This window comes from Hyphomonas johnsonii MHS-2 (assembly GCF_000685275.1).
GTDB classification, from domain to species: Bacteria; Pseudomonadota; Alphaproteobacteria; order Caulobacterales; family Hyphomonadaceae; genus Hyphomonas; species Hyphomonas johnsonii.
Genome location: NZ_ARYK01000001.1, coordinates 459808 through 477328, shown reverse-complemented (window position 1 = coordinate 477328; position 17521 = coordinate 459808). Strand labels below are relative to the sequence as shown.

The window sequence follows — 17521 nt, the reverse complement described above, 5'->3', positions numbered from 1 at the left end:
GTTCAGGCGTCCTCGAACGCTGGCTCGGCGGGCTCGGTTGAATATTGTTCAAGCTGCAGAAGCTTGGCCAAGGGCACGATGGTCCACCCCTGTGCGACAAGGGACGTGACGACGATGACAAAGACGATATTGAAGAACTCGATCGTCACCGGGCCTGGCGTGATCACGGGATAGATGGCGAGCAGGACGGGCACCGCGCCGCGCAGGCCCACCCAGCTGAGGAAGATATTCTGGCGCGTGGTGAAGCCCATCCATCCAATGCTGACCATGACCGCCAGCGGACGCGCCACGAACATCAGGACGCCGGCAATGGCGAGCGCGGACCATATGTCCTTGAGCAGGTGGCTGGGCGCGACCATCAGACCGAGCATCAGGAACAGGGCCATCTGGCTGATCCATTGCAGCGCTTCGTTGAAATTCAGGATGTTGTCGAGCGAGCGGCGCAGCCTGTTACGGATAACGATGCCGACGATGTAGACGGCAAGGAAGCCGCTGCCGCCGAACATTGCGACAGCCGCATAGATGCCAAGGGCGCCAGACAAGGCGACGGCCGGGTAAGTGCCGTTGGGCAGGGTCATCCGGTCAATGATGAAGGTCAGGACGCGCCCGCCGCCGATGCCACCGGCGAGGCCGACGCCGATCTGGGTGACCAGGAATAGCAGAAATCCGCCGACTTCCTGCAGGGATTCAGGCGGCCCGCCATTCACCACAGCCGTCAGCGACACAACAAGGAAGATGGCCATCGGATCGTTGAGTCCGGATTCGAGCACAAGGGTGTTCTTCACGCGCTCGCCGATACGCGTCTTGCTTTGCTGGATAAGCAGGAAAGTGGCGGCCGCGTCGGTCGACGCCACTGTCGCGCCGAGCAGGAGACCGACAACCGGAGACATGCCAAGGACGAAGCTGGCAAACAGGCCGACAATCAGCGCCGTCACGACGACGCCAAGCGTCGCCATCATGATGGAGGAGTTGCGCGCCGTGCGGAACATGCCCCGCTCTGTTTCCAGGCCGCCCGCGAACAGGATGATGGCCAGGGCCAGGCTGCCAAGGTCAAAGCCGGTCTGGTAGCTGTAGAAGCGTATGCCGCCGGGGCCGTCGACACCGAGGAGCATGCCGATCACAAGCACGATGAGAAGGATGGGAGCACCGGATCTTCGGGCGAGTGGCATGAGTGCAAACGTGGCAAACACGACCATGCTCGAGAGAAAGATCACCAGTTCCATTTTATCCCTTCAAGGACAGGCCAGGGCCGATTGTGCCAGCGTGATGCCCCCCGCATAAAAGCAGTCGTCGCCCGTTCTCGGACCCGACCGGTTCGTAAACGGTTTCGTGCAGCTTAATGGTGTTCGGTCACACAGCGCCAGCGTGTAAGCTGTAGATATATGAAGCCACTACGCTTTCACAACAGATGATCTAGGTTGAAAGCAACAAGGAGGACGGCTGAATGCACTATGGGGAAATCATTTCGCTTGTGGCGCTGGGTTTCGGCGCCGTTTTGGGCGTGACGTCGCTGATTTCGCCAAGCTGGGCGGCCGGAGTCGTTCGCCTTGTCGAAGACCCGGATCCGGACAAGCCGGGCGGCTATTCGGAATTTCGCGCCACGTTCGGCGGGTTCTTCATGCTCGTGCACATGATGACGGCGGCCCTGTTGCTGACCGTTTCCGCCAGTGAAGTGACCTTGCTGAGCATCCTTGTTGTCCTGCCGCTGGCCGCAGCATGGATCGGCGCCGCCTTCGGGCGGACGGTTTCCCTCCTGCTCGACGGCAAGAAGAACCGGGACCGCGGGATGATTCCGGTGTGGATCCCGATGGAGTTCCTCACCGGGCTGGCGATCGCAGCGCCGGTCCTGCAGGTTATCTAAGGCATCGGTGCCAGGCGTCAGTCGAGTTCGCCGAGCTGGCTGTTGGCAGGGTCCCAGAACAGGCCGAGCGCCAGCGATGCCGCGATCACGGCGCGCTTGAGGGCCGGATCGCCCGAGACGGGCAACATGGCGCGAGGCGTGCCGTTGACTTCGACCGCCCCGACGGGCCGCCCATCAAGCTCGAAAACATAGCCGATCGGGCTCGCCACCTGGATCGGCGATCCTTCCACGGAATGCACCGACCGGATCGTCAGGATGACGCGATCGAGGGCGATTTCGCCGCGGCGTTCCTTCTTGCTCAATGCACCGCCCAGACCTTCGCGCACTTCCTGAAGCTCGAAGCGGGCCGGGAAAGGATACCCGTTGGCCGTGAAGTCACAGCCATAGGCCATTTTCTTGGGCGTGAAGCTGACGACACTGATCGTGATATTGCGCTCGCGCATGGTGCACTTCACTTCGATCTGATCGGAAATGTTCGGTCCGCGCAGGGTGAAGTTCGTATAGCCCGAGCGGTTCTCGAGGATATTGAAGAATGCCAGGCGAGACTCTGACCGGCTGAACGTCCCGGAATGGTCGCCGAACCGGAAGGTGCCCCTGGTGCCGCCACCGATACCCTCGATCGGTGTTTCGACGGTTTGCCCCGCCAGGGCTGGCGGCGCGACCATCCGGGCCGGCTGGATGGACTCGCAAGCCGTCAGCCCGAAAAGGGCTGCAACGATGACTGAATACACTCTGATACCGCGATATTTCATTCACGCACCATATCCGGGCCGCATGCGCGCCCCCGTTGATTGTTGAAATGGGAATTGTCAGATGCCAGGCATGACGCCCGGATCCCGCGCGCCAATCCGGGGATTTCTACTCTATTTCAACCGGATCTGCCTAGATGGTACTCGCTCTATTTGCGCGGGTGCGCCGCCGAGAGGTGCAGCACCTGCCCTCTTGCCAAAGGACGGCCCATACGCCACCCCTTCATTTTACCTGATACAGAAAGCGAACAGATCATGACGGAGCGTCGAGAGACGGGCCGCACGCGCCAGGGAAAACCTGGTTCGCGCCCCCGGAACAGCCCGAACAGGAACACGAACACCAGCCCGGAAAAGGCCCGGAAGAAGCCCGGACCGAATCCGAATACGCTGGCCGAGCCCGACTGGAGCGAAGGCGAGCGCATCGCCAAGTACCTGGCGCGCGCCGGTGTTGCCTCGCGCCGCGAAGTCGAGCGGATGATCGAGGCGGGCGACGTGTGGGTCAACGGCGTGAAGCTGACCTCGCCGGCGTTCAAGGTTACCGGGCGCGAGACCATCAAGGTGGGCCGCAAGACAGTGAGCGCGCCGGAACCGACGCGGCTGTGGCGCTATCACAAGCCGGCCGGCCTGATCGCCACCAATAGCGACCCGGAAGGGCGCCGGACGATCTTCGACGAATTGCCGAAATCCCTGCCCCGCGTCGTGACGGTGGGGCGTCTCGACCTGACAACAGAAGGCCTGCTGCTGCTGACCAATGATGGCGAGCTGGCGCGGGCACTGGAACTGCCCAAGAATGCGCTGGAGCGGACCTATCGCGTACGCGCGCAGGGCACGGTGACAGACTTCAAGATTGCCGACCTTGCCGCGGGGATTACCGTGGAGGGGGTCGATTATGCCCCGATCACGGCGGTGTTCGACCGCGAGAACGGCGCAAACTCGTGGCTGACCGTGACATTGACCGAGGGCAAGAAGCGGGAGGTACGCCGGGCGCTTGAAGCGGTGAATTTGATGGTCAACCGCCTGATCCGCATCAATTACGGGCCATTCGAGCTTGGCGACCTGCGCCCCGGCGCGGTCGAGGAAGTGCCCGCCGAGCTGATGCTGGAAACGGTCGGCACGATGATCTCGGACGCCAACAAGCCGCTCCTGGACGCACCGAAACGCCCCGCACCTGCCGCCAAGTCACGTCTTGGCACGCGGCCGGGTTCAAGTAGACTTGGCGACAGGAAACGCAGACCCCAAAAATAATACCGGAGAGCATCATGGCCGATACCGCGCTTGCCACCCCGCCCGAGACCAAGATGGAACCGGGCCGGGCAATGAGCGCGGCAGCGGCCGCGACGTGCAACCAGATTGTTGATCCGGCGGTCTATGCCAACCAGCCGGTGCTGGACGCCGCCTTCATCCGGCTGCGCGCAGAAGACCCGCTGGCCTGGTGCGAGCCGGAGGGCTTCCGGCCCTTCTGGGCGGTGACCAAGCATGCCGACATCATGGAAGTCAGCCGCCAGAACAAGCTGTTCACGAATGGCGAGCGGGAAATGCTGTCATACGAGGAAGTCGAAAAAGGCGTCTACGCCCAGTTCGGCCAGCCACACTTGCTGAAGACGCTGGTGCAGCTGGACGATCCGATGCACTTCAAGCTGCGCCACCTGACCCAGGAATGGTTCATGCCGCAGAACGTGAAACAGCGCGAAGCCGGCGTGCGCGCGATTGCGAAACAGTTCGTCGACCGGATGGAAGACCTGGGCGGCGAATGCGATTTCCAGAACGATATCGCCCTGCACTATCCGCTGCGCGTGATCATGCAGATCCTGGGTGTGCCGGAATCCGACGAGCCCATGATGCTGAAGCTGACGCAGGAGATTTTCGGCGCGCAGGACGAGGACCTGAGCCGCAACAAGGGCGCGTTGGAAGATCGCGATGTCGGAGAGGGCCTCGCGTCGATCCAGCAGACCCTGGCCGAGTTCTTCATGTACTTCACGGCGATCACCGCCGACCGGCGCGCCAATCCACGCGATGACGTGTCGACCGTGATTGCAAACGGCACGGTCGATGGCGAGCCGATCGGCCAGCTGGAGGCGATGAGCTATTACATCATTGTCGCCGCGGCCGGACATGACACGACCAGCGCCTCGACAGGTGGCGGCGTGCTGGCCATGCTGCAGGACCCTGCGCAACTGAAGAAGATGATGGACGACCCGAAGGGCATGGCCCGAACGGCCGTCGACGAGGCCATCCGCTGGACCACGCCGGTGAAGCATTTCATGCGCACGGCACAGGCCGATTACGAGATGCGGGGAAAATCGGTAAAGGCGGGTGAGAGCCTGCTCCTGTGTTACCCGTCCGGCAATCGCGACGAAGAGATTTTCGAGGACCCGTTCAAGTTCAGGGTCGACCGCAGCCCGAACAAGATCATCTCTTTCGGGTATGGCGGGCACATGTGCCTTGGCATGCACCTCGCGCGCCTGGAGATGCAGATCATCTACGAGGAATTGTTCAGCCGCGTGAAGTCGATCGAACTGAACGGCGACCCGACATTCATCAAGGCCAATTTCGTGGGCGGACCGAAATCGATTCCCGTCCGCTACAAATTCTAGGAGATATCGATGGGATTCCAGAACGTCAGCGACACTTACCAGGTCGAACGCGCACCGCAGGCACCGCGCCACAAGCCGGTGTTCGACCTCGTCCCCCCCGTCGACCTGACATCGGCCACGGTGTTTTCAGACCATGGCGGCTACACGTTCGAGGCATTCGCCGAGATGCGGCGCAAGGCGCCCGTGATGTGGCATCCCGAGCAGGCAGGCGCCGGATTCTGGGCGGTCACATCCTATGAACTGGTCAAGAAGGTGGAACTGGACCCGGCCACCTTTTCGTCGCAAAAGGGCGGCATACTGATGAATTACGGCATGGAGGGCGTGCCCCGCCATCCCCTGCTGCACGCCTCGTCGCTGAACTCGCTGATCAATCTCGACCGGCCCTACCATACGCCGCTGCGCATGGAGCACATGGCCTATTTCCGTGCGGACTTTGTCGCCGAACTGCGCAAGCGCGTCGTGACCTATGTGAACGAATTGCTGGATGGCATGATGAAACAGGGCCCGGTCGTCGACATGGTCGAGACATTCTCTGCCGAGCTGCCGCTGTTCACACTGAGCGAGATTCTCGGCGTGCCGGCCGCCGACCGACCGAAGCTGGTGCACTGGATGCACTTCCTCGAGACTTCGCAATACCAGGCCCAGCAGGAAGGCCTTGGCAACGTGACCATGGAGCAGATCACCGCCTTCATGAACGAGATCCAGGCGATGTTCGAATATGGCCGCCACCTGCTGGCCGAGCGGCGCAAGAACCCGCAGCCCGACCTGCTGAGCGCCATCGCCAACGTCGAGATTGATGGCAAGCCACTATCGCCGGAATTCCTTGATGGTTCGTGGCTGCTGATCGTGTTCGCGGGCAATGACACGACGCGCAACTCGCTGTCAGGCACGATGAAACTGCTGACGCAGAACCCGGACCAGAAGGCAAAACTGATCGCCGATGGCGACCTGTTCCCGAACTTCGTGCATGAAGCGATCCGCGCGGTCAGCCCGGTGACCTATATGCGCCGAACTGCGACGGCGGATACCGAACTTGGCGGACAGCCCATCGCCGAGGGCGAGAAACTGGTCATGTACTATCCCGCCGCCAACCGCGACCCGGACAAGTTCGACAATCCCGACGCGTTCGACATCACCCGCGCCAATGCCAAGGAACACCTTGCCTTTGGCAACGGACCGCATGTCTGTCTCGGCCAGCGGGTGGCGAACATGCAGCTTGAGGCGGCCTACCGGCAGATCCTGTCACGCTTCCCGGACATCAAGTGGACAGGCGAGCAGACCATCGCGCCGAACAATTTCGTGCATGCGATTTCCTCGCTCAAGGTCGATCTCGGCGCACCTGCATGAGCACGCTGGTCACCCGCGACGACCGTAACGGTCTTGCCATCCTGACGCTGAACCGTCCGGACAAGCTGAACGCGCTGACCGTGGGCATGTTTCGTGAGCTGCGCGCACACGCCATCGCGCTGAAAAAGGACGATTCGATCGGCTGCGTCGTCCTGCGGGGCGCGGGGCGGTGCTTTTCGGCCGGTCATGACCTTGGCGATATCGCAGAGGGTGAGGCGGTGCCGTCACCCGGCTGGCATTCGGAAACGCTGCGCCTGCTGGAGACACTGCCGAAGCCCGTGATCGCGGCTGTCCACGGGCACTGCTATACCGGCGCGCTGGAAGTGGCGCTGGCGGCAGATTTCATCATTGCGGCGGAGAGCGCCAAATTTGGCGACACCCACGCCAAATGGGCCCTGACTCCCATCTGGGGCATGAGCCAGCGCCTGCCCCGGCGCGTCGGCATCGCGACGGCCAAACGCCTGATGTTCACCGCCGAATTGATCGGCGCCGCAGAGGCCTTTCGGATCGGCCTGGCAGAGCAGGTTGTGCCTGATGCCGGGTTTGACGCGGCCATTGATGCGATGGCCCAGCAGGTCCTGGCCAACTCGGCCTTCTCCCATGCGGCGAACAAGCGCCTGCTGGAAGCGACGGACTCCCGCGACATGGATTCAGGCTTGCAGTGGGAAATTCTCAGGAACGAGGGCGTCGGACCTGACATGAAGGCGCGAATCGCGGCTTTCATGCGCAAGGAATAAGGGGACGCACCACATGGACTATCTTATCAAGCGCAACGACCTGCGCGATTGCACCTGGGATGATTCCGCCCTGCCCGAACTGGCAGACGGCGCCGCACGGCTGAAGGTCGAGGCCTTCGCACTGACAGCCAATAACGTGACCTATGCCACGTTCGGCGAGGCGATGAATTACTGGAACTTTTTCCCGGCCACGGCACCGGAATTCGGACGGGTGCCGGTCTGGGGCTTTGCCACGGTCGTTGAATCGAAGGCCGAAGGCGTTGCGCCCGGCGCGCGGGTTTATGGCTACCTGCCGATTTCCGACCAGTTCGACGTGCAGCCCGTACGGGTCGGGACCGAGAGCTTCATCGACGGTGTCGCACACCGCCAGGGCCTCGCAGCGATCTACAATACCTATGTGTTCACCGCGGCGGACCCGACCTATGACGCGACATTCGACGCACAGCAGATGCTGTTCCGGCCGCTTTTCACGACCGGCTGGATGATTGACGACTGCCTGATGGAGACCGGCGACCCGGTGCCCGAAACGGTTGTGATCTCAAGCGCATCGAGCAAGACCGCGCTGGCGCTTGCGCATTGCCTGAAGGCGCGCGGTGGGGTCGACGCAGTGGGGCTGACGTCGAAGGGCAACGTGGCATTCGTCGAAGGCACGGGCCTGTATGCACGGGTGCAGACCTATGACGAAGTCGACACGATGCACGCACGCGGCCTGACGGCTTTTGTCGATTTCCTGGGGCGCCCGACATTGACGGCGGACATTCACAATGCGCTGCGCGACCGGCTGGTGCGCAGCCTGGTGATCGGCGTGACCGACTGGGAAGGCAACCGGGCGCCGATCGACCTGCCTGACCCGCAACCGGAATTCTTCTTCGTGCCAACCTATGCGGCTGAACGCGCCAAGGTGCTGGGGGCGGATGCGCTGAACCAGCGGCTCGGCGCGTCGTTGATGGCGTTCTACCGTGCATCGTCGGCTTTCGTGACGCCGCAGCACGCATCCGGGCCGGAGGCGATCGATTCCGCCTGGCACAAGACGCTGGAAGGACAGGTCAGTCCGGCAACCGGATTGATCCTCAGCTTCTAGGGCCGCCGACGCGCCTTGAATTCGATGCGGGCATTGCGGTCGAACGCCGCGAGCGTGTCGGCCGTATCCAGCGGCCGGCTCTCGCCATAGCCCACGGCTGATATCTGGTCGGTGTCGACACCGCGTTCCAGCAGGTACTGGCGTACGGCGTCAGCCCGCTTCTGGGACAGGACGAGATTGAATTCGTCCGACCCGCGCAGGTCGGTGTGGGCGCCGACCTCGATGGGATATTCGTCGCACAGCATCGCGATGCCGGCCACGGCATCGACGAGGGCGTAACTGGCCGGCGAGATATCGCCGACATTGGTTGGAAACTGGATCTTCTGGCCCTGCATCGTGTCGGTCAGCGCCTGCTGGCAGGCCGTGAGCGAAATCGCGCCGTTCATGAGCGTGACAAGCGCCTCGCCCGGCGCCCGCGGGCCCGTCTCGGTGCCAATGGCGTCGGCGATCAGGGTGACTTCCTCTCCGCCAATCGGGTCGCTCTCAATCGCCGTCTTGCCCGTCGCAAAGCCCTGCTCCCTGGCGTACTGGCTTGGCGCCGTGCCGGTCAGGGCAGCGACGTTCTGGCGAATGCTGACCCCGATCCACGGGAAGCCGGCACCACCGAGCGCTGTCTGCAATTCCCCGGCCCAGCCGGTTGGTGCCGGTATGACGCGATCCGGCGCGGGCGTCTTGAGCGCGGCGGCGGTGGCGGTGAACCGACCGTTCTCGAAAATGTAGACCCCTTCGGGAATCGTGACGCACTCAACCGGCGCGATTTCAGGCGCGCTGCCGGTGCCGGCAGTCTCGCTTCCACAGGCGGCAAGGCCTGCCAGGGCCAGCATGGCGGCGCCTGCGAAAAGAACGCTGTCAGGTGCAGGCATGGGCAATCCCTCTTCTGTCAGGGCGCCTGAAATCAGGCGCCCTTCCTCCGATCTGCCAACATTCTGGCCTTTGCCGCGAAATGTCAAAATGCTTCGCGGGTTAGGCGAAGACGGCGTCTGCGCTGCCCCGCCTACTTGCCGGACTTGTAGACGATGCCGCCCTTCATGACGAAATCGACCGATTCCAGTTCGGAAATGTCTTTCAGCGGGTCGCCATTGGTCGCGACGAGGTCACCGTATTTTCCTGTCTCCAGGGTACCGATGTCACTGTCCATCTCGATGTGGCGCGACGCGGTCACGGTGGCTGCCTTGATCGCCTGTTCGGGTGTGAAGCCTGCTTCCACCATCAGCGCGAATTCCTTGGCATTGTCGCCATGATGGGAGACGCCGGTATCGGTGCCGAAAGCGACGTTGACGCCCCCTTCGTGGGCCCGGCGTAACATGTCGAGCATGAGCGGGCCGATAATGGCCGCTTTCTTCCGCGACGCTTCAGGCAACCACGGCTCGTTGGTCCAGCCGGAGACCGTGACGCCCGCGAGAACGGTCGGGACCAATGTCGCATTGTGCTCCTTGAAGAGGGCAATCGTTTCATCGTCCAGGTAGGTGCCGTGCTCGATGGAATCGATGCCCGCGCGAAGGGCTGCGTCGACACCGCCTTTGCCGTGGGCATGCGCGGTGACCTGCCGGCCCATGGCATGGGCGGCCTCGACGATGGCGCTGAGTTCGTCATTGCTGAATTGCTGTTCGAGGCCGGCGGACGTGTTGGAGAGCACGCCCCCCGTCGCCGTGATCTTGATGACGTCAGCGCCGTCCTTGACCTGCTGGCGCACGGCCCGGCGGCAATCATCGGCACCGTTGCAGATATTGGTGCCGGTAAACAGCTGCATGACTGGCGAGGAGTAACCATTCACGTCGCCATGGCCACCAGTGACCGAGATCGCCTGCCCGGCAGCGCGCATGCGCGGGCCCGGCACGGCACCGCGGGCGATGGCATCGCGCAGGCCGAAGACGGCCTCGTTGATGCCCCCGACATCCTGCACGGTGGTGAAACCGGCTTCGAGCGTGACCTTCGCGAAGGCGGCGCCGTCAAACGCGGTATCGACCGACGAGTCCGTGAAGGTCTTGAGGCGCTCGTTGGGGCCATTTTCACCCGTGATATGGACATGGCTGTCGATCAGGCCGGGGACGACATAGGCGTTCTTGAGGTCGATGACCGGCACACCCTTCGGACCGGACTTGTAGCCCGGCACAACGGACACGATGCGCCCGTCCTTGACCGTGATGGTCTGCTTCGTGAGATAGCCTTCACCCGGCACGGCAAGGACGTGGCCGGCATGGACCACGGCATCCTGCGCCGAGGCGATAGCCGGAGCGACCGCAGTTACCAGCGCGAGCGCGGCGATATTCAGGAGTCTTGAGCCCATGAGAAACATCCTTTCGTGTGGGAGACGGGACCGGGTCAGGCCGGCAATTTGTCGGCGGGATAGTGCGGATAGCTGGCCTTGAGAACACCGTGGTTGAGCAGCGTTTCCGCGACTTGTTTCGTGCCCGTCGAATCGAAGATACGGGTGCGGATCCAGTAGTTTTCCGCTCGGCGGCTGGCCGACAGGGCGACGACTTCGCGGCGGAGGATATAATCTTCGTCGACGAAGAGCGGACCGTCGATCATGCGCATTTCCAGATCGGCAAAGAGACCGATGGAAGGATGCTTGACCGGCCAGTTGGCCATGCCGCCCGTATAGTTGGCGAGCACGCTGACCATTTCGAGGGGGATGACCGGGCGCCCCCAGGGCGATGCCTGGGCGTCGGAATACCAGTCGTTCGGCTCAGTGATGACAGCCAGTTTCTGCGCAAGGCTGAAGGGGTACAGGTTGCCCATGTGCTGGTCGGGGCCCATCCGGACAGGTTCGTCCTTGCTGGTCTTCAGGCCGACCTTCATGTCTTCCAGTATGACAAGGTCGTCGGCGGGGCGCAGCTTGGCCATCCGTTCTTCAAGGAGCGTTGTGCCGTGATCGGGGCCCAGCGTGGCGCTCGCCTCCAGCACAGGCGTGCCATCTTCCTTTTCGGCCCAGCAGCGGGCGCGGGTGGCGCCGGGCGCCGGGCGTTCAACGAAGGCGCGCACCTTCTCGCCCTCGAAGACCATGTTGAGGAAATGTGTCGACAGGCAGCCGCGTTCGAACCAGTCCTTGCCCCAGATCTGGAACAGCAGTGGCACGAACTGCTGGAAATGCGTCGGCCCCTCGATCGGGCCGGCCTTGATGCCGAGGCGTTCGGCCTCTTCATCATCATGCAGCGACTTGTGGCCGCCATAGGATTGCTCCTGCAGCATCTGGGCCGGTGCGCGAAGCGGGCCTTCGAGAATGTCCGCTGCCATGGCGTCTACCCTTCCATTCCCGCCCTGCGGGCATATTTGGCTGCCAATTGGGCAAGGGGCACGACGCGGGCGGCGTTCGATTCGGCATTGGCGCTGTTGGCCGTGCCGTCACGCACCCGGCCGACAATGCCCTGAAGAATCCCGGCGAGCCGGAAGGCATTGTAGGCGAAGTAATAGTCGAGCTCTGGCAGGCCATCGCGACCTGTGTGGGCGCAATACATGTCGACGTATTCTTCCATGGTCGGAATGCCCCAGGCCTTGAGGTCCGGGATGGCCGACAGTGCGCCGCGGGAGGAATCGCCCTGCGGCATGACCCAGTTCATCAGGTGATAGGAGAAATCGGCCAGCGGATCACCGAGGGTGGACAATTCCCAGTCGAGGACGGCAATCACTTTCGGCTCGGTCGGGTGGAGCACCATGTTGTCGAGGCGATAGTCGCCGTGGACGATCGTGGTCTTGTCGCCGGGCGGGATGTTCTTTGGCAGCCACTCGATCAGCTTTTCCATCTCGGGAATGTGCATCGTCTCGGATGCCTTGTACTGCTTGGTCCAGCGGTGGACCTGGCGGGCGACATAGTCTCCCTCCTTGCCAAAGCCCTCAAGGCCGGCCTTGCGCCAGTCGACATTGTGCAGGTCTGCGAACGTCTTGACCTTGGCCTCGTAGATCTTGCGGCGCATCGCCGGTTCGTAGTCCGGCAAGGTGCCGTCCCACAGGATGCGGCCTTCGACATTGTCCATGACATAGAAGATCGTGCCGACGACGCTTTCGTCCATGCACAGGCCGTAGGGGCGCGCAACAGGGTAGCCGAGCGGATACAGGGCATTGATCACCCGGAATTCGCGGTCGACGGCATGCGCGCTGGGCAGGAGGTTACCCGGCGGCTTGCGGCGCATCACGTATTTCTTCGTCGGCGTGACCAGCTGGTAGGTCGGGTTGGACTGGCCACCCTTGAACTGGCGGACGGTCAGCGGGCCTTCATAGCCCTCAACATTGGCTTCCATCCAGGCCGCCAAATTGGCCTCGTTGAACATGTGGGATTCCGCTACCGGCTTGGTGCCTGTGAACAGGTCCTGCGCAGTTTCTGTCTCTTCCATCGCGTGTTCTCAATCCTGATGTTTCCTTAGCGACACCATAGCGGGGCACGGCGTGGTGCCAAGACCTGCCGTAACGTCGCCGCATTTTGCCGGGAAGTTCGACGCCATGATACGAATCCTGACCGCCCTGTTCCTGCTTGTCGTGCTGTCGCTGCCGGCCGGGGCAGTTGAAATCGACCCGGAAGGGGAAATTCGAGCCGACCTGCTGGCCCGGGCGCTGGCGGCACAGCAGGATCACGCAGCCGAACTGCGCGATACCGGGCGGCTGGTCATTGTCGACTATGCGCAACACTCGGCGTCCGAACGGCTGTACGTGGTCAACCTGGAGACCGGCAACGTCACGGCCTATCGCGCCGCGCATGGACGGGGCTCCGACCGCGACCATGACGGCTATCTCGACACGTTTTCCGATGTCTCCGGCTCCAGCGCCAGTCCCGAAGGCGCGTTTGCGCTGGCAGAGGAATATGTCGGGCAGCACGGTCGCAGCCTGCGCCTCGACGGGCTGGACGCCGGCAATCGGTCGTCACGCGCCCGGGCGATCGTCATCCATGCCGCCGCCTATGCCGAGCCGGACTTCCTGGCGCGCTATGGCAAGCTCGGCCGGTCGAACGGCTGCATCGTGTTCTCGAAAGCCGACCTGAAACGCTTCCTCGCGGACGTGCCAAAGGGCACGCTCATGTTTGTGAGCAAGTAGGCGACTGGGCGGCAGGCGCCCGTCAATCCGGCTCAAAATCCATCAGATCACCCGGCTTGCAGTCCAACACATCGCAAATACGGTTCAGCGTTTCCAGCTTCACGCCCTTCACAGACCCCGACTTCAACTTCGACAGGTTTGCCTCGGTCACGCCGATTGCCGCCGCCAGTTCCTTGGAGCGCATCTTCCGGCGGGCCAGCATGACGTCCAGCGTAATGATAATGGCCATGATCAGACGTACTCTTCCGTTTCCCGCTTGTAGGCATAGCCCTCGTCGATAATGCTGGCCGCGACGTAGATAACGGCCGTGCAGAACATCACCGCCGCATGCGCCGCCGAGAAACCGAGATGCGTCCACAATGGCGCATTATCGAACTCGCCAATGGCCCAGCGCATCACGCCGCTCAGCAGGAAGGCCGCAAGGACGCCGAGAAAGGTGAACAGGGAAAACGCCTTCAGGCGGACAATGGTGCGGGTATCCACATGGTCGATCGTATTGAACCCGAGAAACATCCGGAACAGCTGCCACAGCGCATAGATCAGCAAGGCCGCCGGCACCAGGGTCGCCAGCAGACCATAGACCCGTCGTTCTGCCACCGGTGGGGCGTCGTACAGGACAATCGTGTTGTCGCCGATCTCGTGAATGCCGAGGCCCCAATAGGTGACGGTCCCGGCCAAGATCGCGGCGGCCAGAATCGGGATCGTGACGAGGAAGGCAGCGCTCGCGATACGCAGCCAGGATTTGCGGCTTGACTCCATCCGATTCTTTCTCCAGAAATTGATTAATTATCTAAAAATGATAATTTTTTGCCTTTTTAAGACAATACCCATGCCTGCCCATATTGGCAAGCATTGCCTGGCTGTGCGTACTGGAGACACTGATGAGCCCGGACCTCGCAACGAACCTGGTCAACCTTGCCATCTGGAATGGTGTCTTCCTGCTGCTTGGCGTCACAGGTGCCTTGGTTGCGAAGCAGCACTTTCGTCCGAGATGGTTGCTGGCCGCCCTCGTCCTGTTCAACCTGAACATTGTCATCGTACTCAACATTTTCGGGCAGAATTCCCTGATCTATCACCTCGTCGGAGACCCGGACGTCACCTACAACTGGGCGGGCAAGGGTCTGGCCATCCTCGTCACCTGCGCTGTGCTCGCCAGCGGACGACTCCCCCTTGCAGAGGCCGGCGTCACGCTCCGGCAGGCCCGCAAGGCCTGGATCGGCTGGACCGTGATTGCCGTTCTGTGCCTGATCGAAATTGGTCTCGCCCTCAATATCCCGGACGAGCCGCAAACGGTGGAAACGTTCGCGTTCCAGCTCACCATTCCCAGCCTGGACGAGGAACTGCTCTATCGCGGGGTCATGCTGTACTGTCTGGTCCGCGCCTTCGGCGAAGGGCCACGCGCTCTCTGGGCAAACTTTGGTATCGCCGCACTGATCTCGACCCTGATGTTCACTATGGTCCACAGCCTTTTCTGGACTGGTGACAGCATCGGATTTTCGATGGAGGCATTCCTGTTCACGAGCTTCTGCGGGTTTGTGCTGGCATGGCTGCGCCTCAACACTGGCAGCGTTGTAGCGCCAATATTCATGCACAGCGCGATCAACACGCTTTGGCGGGTGTTCTGACCGTCAGGTCGCCTTCACGGATGAACTGCCGCCCAAAGCGCGCCAGCCAATGTCGCGGCGGCAGAAGCCTTCCGGCCAGTCGATACGGTCCACGCCCGCATAGGCGCGGGAGATGGCCTCTTCGAGGGTCGCGCCGGAGGCTGTGACGTTCAGGACGCGGCCGCCGATCGCGACCAGCGCGCCCTCGGAATCACGGTCCGTGCCGGCCTGGAAGACGGTGACACCGGGCAGGTGGTTTGCTTCGGCCATGCCATTGATGACCGAGCCCATGGCATAGCTGCCGGGATAGCCCTTCGACGCAAGCACGACCGTCGCGGACGGCTGGAAAGTGTCCAGTTCCAACAGGGCCTCGAACGCCGTCTCATTCCCTTCCAGCGCGCCGGTCGCCGCGCCAAGGATGGCCGGGACGATATCCCCGGTGAGCCCTTTCATCAGGACCTGGCATTCCGGGTCACCGAAGCGGGCATTGAACTCGACGACTTTCGGGCCGGCTTCAGTGACCATGACACCGACATAGAGCACGCCCTGATAGGGCATGCCGTCGGCCGCCATGCCCTTCAGCATCGGCTGCACGATCTCGCGCTTGATGCGGTCCATCACAGCCTCGCTGACCACCGGGGCCGGCGCATAAGCGCCCATGCCGCCGGTATTCGGACCCGTGTCACCGTCGCCGACGCGCTTGTGATCCTGCGCGGCCGGCAGATAAACCGCGCCCACGCCATCGGTCAGCACAAAGATGCTGGCTTCCTCGCCATGCATGAACTCCTCGATGACCAGTGTCGCAGACGCCGCGCCGAACTGGCCGGACAGCATGTCGTCGACCCCGGCATCGGCGTCCTCGAGCGTGTCGGCGATGACAACGCCCTTGCCCCCGGCCAAACCGTCCGCCTTCAGAACGTAAGGGGCTTCGAGCGTGCGCAGGAAGGCTTTCGCAGGCGCCGGGGCGGTGAACGTGCCATAGGCCGCCGTCGGCACGCCGTAGGCTTTCATGCAGGCCTTGGAGAAGGCCTTGGAAGATTCGAGCTGGGCGGCCGCCTTGCTGGGGCCGAACACATCGAAACCGCGTGCGCGCAGGATATCGGCGAGGCCGAGGGCGAGCGGGGCTTCGGGGCCGATGACGACAAGGTCCGGCTCGACCTGCAGCGTCAGCTTCACGAGATTGTCGATGTCGTCGGCGGCGACGTCAAAACAGGGCCCGATCACATCCATGCCGGGATTGCCCGGTGTGGCATGCACGACGTCGACCAGCGACGACTGGCTGATTTTCCAGGCCAGGGCATGTTCGCGCCCGCCTGATCCGATGAGGAGGATGTTCATGGCGTCGCTTGTTGCGCGGGTCCGGGCTGCAGATCAAGGCCCCGATGCGACGCGGACCGAAAAAGACCGGCATTGGCGCCCTCAAGTTTGAAAATGGCGCCTTTCAGGTTAGGGTTCAGGCATACAAAGGTGAGGGGAAAAGGAAACCGGCCATGCGCCCGATCAGGATAATTGCAATCATTACAGGACTGGCCCTGGCGTGCCTTGTCGCGCCCGCGTTCGCGGACGATATCGACGGCGTTCAGGAACACCCTATGGTCGAACGATATCCCGGTCAGGAGATCCGCTGGCAGCATATCGAAAACCACCTGCCTTATCGCGTGCCGGTCGGGCCGGTGACGGGCTACCGGGCGATTGATGACTGGATCGATACGGAAGGCCGGATCACGCGGACCTTCTACCGGTACGAGGGCACTGACCGGGCATTCTCGGAATTCTACCTGAATTACCTTGAGGCGCTGAAAGCGGCAGACTTCGAAATCCTGGGTGAAGGCTATTCCGGCGACCGCAAGGGCGTCGGCGTGGGTAGTCGCCAGTGGATGGAGGTCGTGTACAGGGCAAACGCCGCCTCGAAGCCGGGTGAAGTGGGCACCATGTTCAGTGGCACGTCATCTTCGGGCGGTGCCGGATCGATCGTGGCAAAGAAGGAGCGGGCCGAGGGAACCGCCTATGTCGTTATTTCGGTCGAGCAGCATTCGGCCAATTATGTCGGCAGCCTGATCGACATCATCGAGACAAAACCCGCCGAAACCGGCCTGGTGGTTGTCAACGCTGACGCGATGGGCGCCGATATCGACGAATATGGGCGCGTCGTGCTGGACGGTATCGTGTTCGACTTCGACAAGGCGACACTGAAGCCGGAATCCAAACCCGCACTGGATGCCATCTCGGAATTCCTTACCGCGCATCCGGACAAGCAGTTCTACGTCGTCGGGCATACGGACTCTGTCGGCACCTTCACCTACAACCAGCGTCTGTCCGCCGACCGGGCCACGGCGGTGAGGGAAGCGCTGGTCACCGACTATGATGTGACCCCGTCCCGCCTCGAAGCGCACGGTGTCGGGCCACTGGTGCCGGTGTTCTCGAACGAGTCGGATGCAGGCAAGGACAAGAACCGGCGGGTTGAGCTGGTCGAGCGCCAGGCGACGCAATAGCACTGCGCGGCCACTTGCCCTCGCCGAAGGG

18 protein-coding genes are annotated in these 17521 nt (G+C 62.5%); 9 read left to right on the top strand and 9 right to left on the bottom strand.

Features of this window, described 5'->3' with window-relative positions; translation table 11 throughout:
- Positions 1–2: 2 nt before the first annotated feature.
- On the bottom strand, positions 3–1223 hold the full coding sequence (locus HJO_RS02330) for a potassium/proton antiporter (RefSeq protein ID WP_035613087.1): 1221 nt from the start codon (positions 1221–1223) through the stop codon (positions 3–5).
- 221 nt (positions 1224–1444) lie between these two features.
- On the opposite strand from HJO_RS02330, the gene HJO_RS02325 reads away from it, so the two are divergent.
- Positions 1445–1861 carry a hypothetical protein gene (locus HJO_RS02325; protein WP_035613086.1) on the top strand — a complete coding sequence of 139 codons (417 nt, stop codon included), beginning with the start codon at positions 1445–1447 and terminating at the stop codon, positions 1859–1861.
- A gap of 17 nt (positions 1862–1878) precedes the next feature.
- On the opposite strand, the gene HJO_RS02320 is transcribed toward HJO_RS02325, so the two are convergent.
- On the bottom strand, positions 1879–2613 hold the full coding sequence (locus HJO_RS02320) for a VV20781 family protein (protein ID WP_156945389.1): 735 nt from the start codon (positions 2611–2613) through the stop codon (positions 1879–1881).
- A 252-nt stretch (positions 2614–2865) separates the two neighbouring features.
- On the opposite strand from HJO_RS02320, the gene HJO_RS02315 reads away from it, so the two are divergent.
- The 5 genes from HJO_RS02315 to HJO_RS02295 are packed head-to-tail and all read left to right on the top strand — an operon-like array spanning position 2866 to position 8369.
- A complete protein-coding gene (locus tag HJO_RS02315) occupies positions 2866–3855 on the top strand; it encodes a pseudouridine synthase (protein ID WP_051618012.1) in 990 nt (329 codons plus the stop codon).
- 14 nt (positions 3856–3869) lie between these two features.
- Positions 3870–5204: a cytochrome P450 gene (locus HJO_RS02310; RefSeq protein WP_084141354.1), complete on the top strand. Its 1335-nt coding sequence runs from the start codon at positions 3870–3872 to the stop codon at positions 5202–5204.
- A gap of 9 nt (positions 5205–5213) precedes the next feature.
- Positions 5214–6551, top strand: a complete 1338-nt coding sequence (locus HJO_RS02305; RefSeq protein WP_035613081.1) for a cytochrome P450 — start codon at positions 5214–5216, stop codon at positions 6549–6551.
- Entirely contained in the window at positions 6548–7288 is a 741-nt protein-coding gene (locus HJO_RS02300; RefSeq protein WP_035613080.1) for an enoyl-CoA hydratase/isomerase family protein, read from the top strand. Before HJO_RS02305 ends, HJO_RS02300 begins: the two co-directional genes overlap by 4 nt.
- A gap of 13 nt (positions 7289–7301) precedes the next feature.
- Positions 7302–8369: a DUF2855 family protein gene (locus HJO_RS02295; RefSeq protein ID WP_035613079.1), complete on the top strand. Its 1068-nt coding sequence runs from the start codon at positions 7302–7304 to the stop codon at positions 8367–8369.
- Here HJO_RS02295 and HJO_RS02290 read toward each other — a convergent pair.
- The 4 genes from HJO_RS02290 to HJO_RS02275 all read right to left on the bottom strand — a co-directional run bounded on the left by HJO_RS02290 (position 8366) and on the right by HJO_RS02275 (position 12700).
- On the bottom strand, positions 8366–9232 hold the full coding sequence (locus tag HJO_RS02290) for an OmpA family protein (protein WP_156945388.1): 867 nt from the start codon (positions 9230–9232) through the stop codon (positions 8366–8368). The genes HJO_RS02295 and HJO_RS02290 overlap by 4 nt on opposite strands.
- 131 nt (positions 9233–9363) lie before the next feature.
- Entirely contained in the window at positions 9364–10656 is a 1293-nt protein-coding gene (locus HJO_RS02285) for a metal-dependent hydrolase family protein (RefSeq protein WP_035614315.1), read from the bottom strand.
- A 35-nt stretch (positions 10657–10691) separates the two neighbouring features.
- Complete coding sequence (locus tag HJO_RS02280; RefSeq protein ID WP_035613077.1) at positions 10692–11606, bottom strand: hypothetical protein; 915 nt, start codon at positions 11604–11606, stop codon at positions 10692–10694.
- 5 nt (positions 11607–11611) lie between these two features.
- Positions 11612–12700, bottom strand: a complete 1089-nt coding sequence (locus tag HJO_RS02275; protein WP_035613076.1) for a phosphotransferase family protein — start codon at positions 12698–12700, stop codon at positions 11612–11614.
- A 106-nt stretch (positions 12701–12806) separates the two neighbouring features.
- Between HJO_RS02275 and HJO_RS02270 the strand changes: the two genes are divergently transcribed.
- On the top strand, positions 12807–13394 hold the full coding sequence (locus HJO_RS02270; protein ID WP_051618010.1) for a murein L,D-transpeptidase catalytic domain-containing protein: 588 nt from the start codon (positions 12807–12809) through the stop codon (positions 13392–13394).
- Between the two features lie 22 nt (positions 13395–13416).
- Here HJO_RS02270 and HJO_RS02265 read toward each other — a convergent pair whose 3' ends face one another.
- Both HJO_RS02265 and HJO_RS02260 read right to left on the bottom strand, forming a co-directional pair.
- Positions 13417–13623 carry a helix-turn-helix domain-containing protein gene (locus HJO_RS02265; RefSeq protein WP_035613074.1) on the bottom strand — a complete coding sequence of 69 codons (207 nt, stop codon included), beginning with the start codon at positions 13621–13623 and terminating at the stop codon, positions 13417–13419.
- Positions 13624–13625: 2 nt separating this feature from the next.
- Positions 13626–14153, bottom strand: a complete 528-nt coding sequence (locus tag HJO_RS02260; RefSeq protein ID WP_035613071.1) for a DUF2975 domain-containing protein — start codon at positions 14151–14153, stop codon at positions 13626–13628.
- Positions 14154–14275: 122 nt separating this feature from the next.
- Here HJO_RS02260 and HJO_RS02255 point away from each other — a divergent pair, with 122 nt between their 5' ends.
- On the top strand, positions 14276–15019 hold the full coding sequence (locus tag HJO_RS02255; protein WP_051618008.1) for a CPBP family intramembrane glutamic endopeptidase: 744 nt from the start codon (positions 14276–14278) through the stop codon (positions 15017–15019).
- A 3-nt stretch (positions 15020–15022) separates the two neighbouring features.
- Here the strand turns inward: HJO_RS02255 and purD are convergent, their stop codons facing one another.
- Entirely contained in the window at positions 15023–16336 is a 1314-nt protein-coding gene (gene purD, locus HJO_RS02250) for a phosphoribosylamine--glycine ligase (protein ID WP_035613068.1), read from the bottom strand.
- 152 nt (positions 16337–16488) lie between these two features.
- On the opposite strand from purD, the gene HJO_RS17480 reads away from it, so the two are divergent.
- Positions 16489–17490 (top strand): OmpA family protein, encoded by a 1002-nt coding sequence (locus HJO_RS17480; RefSeq protein WP_162173750.1) that lies wholly within the window; start codon positions 16489–16491, stop codon positions 17488–17490.
- Positions 17491–17521: the final 31 nt, after the last annotated feature.

Coding starts and splice junctions, on each gene's coding strand:
- HJO_RS02330 (WP_035613087.1), bottom strand. CDS start 1,223: ATGGAACTGGTGATCTTTCTCTCGAGCATGGTCGTGTTTGCCACGTTT.
- HJO_RS02325 (WP_035613086.1), top strand. CDS start 1,445: ATGCACTATGGGGAAATCATTTCGCTTGTGGCGCTGGGTTTCGGCGCC.
- HJO_RS02320 (WP_156945389.1), bottom strand. CDS start 2,613: ATGAAATATCGCGGTATCAGAGTGTATTCAGTCATCGTTGCAGCCCTT.
- HJO_RS02315 (WP_051618012.1), top strand. CDS start 2,866: ATGACGGAGCGTCGAGAGACGGGCCGCACGCGCCAGGGAAAACCTGGT.
- HJO_RS02310 (WP_084141354.1), top strand. CDS start 3,870: ATGGCCGATACCGCGCTTGCCACCCCGCCCGAGACCAAGATGGAACCG.
- HJO_RS02305 (WP_035613081.1), top strand. CDS start 5,214: ATGGGATTCCAGAACGTCAGCGACACTTACCAGGTCGAACGCGCACCG.
- HJO_RS02300 (WP_035613080.1), top strand. CDS start 6,548: ATGAGCACGCTGGTCACCCGCGACGACCGTAACGGTCTTGCCATCCTG.
- HJO_RS02295 (WP_035613079.1), top strand. CDS start 7,302: ATGGACTATCTTATCAAGCGCAACGACCTGCGCGATTGCACCTGGGAT.
- HJO_RS02290 (WP_156945388.1), bottom strand. CDS start 9,232: ATGCCTGCACCTGACAGCGTTCTTTTCGCAGGCGCCGCCATGCTGGCC.
- HJO_RS02285 (WP_035614315.1), bottom strand. CDS start 10,656: ATGGGCTCAAGACTCCTGAATATCGCCGCGCTCGCGCTGGTAACTGCG.
- HJO_RS02280 (WP_035613077.1), bottom strand. CDS start 11,606: ATGGCAGCGGACATTCTCGAAGGCCCGCTTCGCGCACCGGCCCAGATG.
- HJO_RS02275 (WP_035613076.1), bottom strand. CDS start 12,700: ATGGAAGAGACAGAAACTGCGCAGGACCTGTTCACAGGCACCAAGCCG.
- HJO_RS02270 (WP_051618010.1), top strand. CDS start 12,807: ATGATACGAATCCTGACCGCCCTGTTCCTGCTTGTCGTGCTGTCGCTG.
- HJO_RS02265 (WP_035613074.1), bottom strand. CDS start 13,623: ATGGCCATTATCATTACGCTGGACGTCATGCTGGCCCGCCGGAAGATG.
- HJO_RS02260 (WP_035613071.1), bottom strand. CDS start 14,153: ATGGAGTCAAGCCGCAAATCCTGGCTGCGTATCGCGAGCGCTGCCTTC.
- HJO_RS02255 (WP_051618008.1), top strand. CDS start 14,276: ATGAGCCCGGACCTCGCAACGAACCTGGTCAACCTTGCCATCTGGAAT.
- purD (WP_035613068.1), bottom strand. CDS start 16,336: ATGAACATCCTCCTCATCGGATCAGGCGGGCGCGAACATGCCCTGGCC.
- HJO_RS17480 (WP_162173750.1), top strand. CDS start 16,489: ATGCGCCCGATCAGGATAATTGCAATCATTACAGGACTGGCCCTGGCG.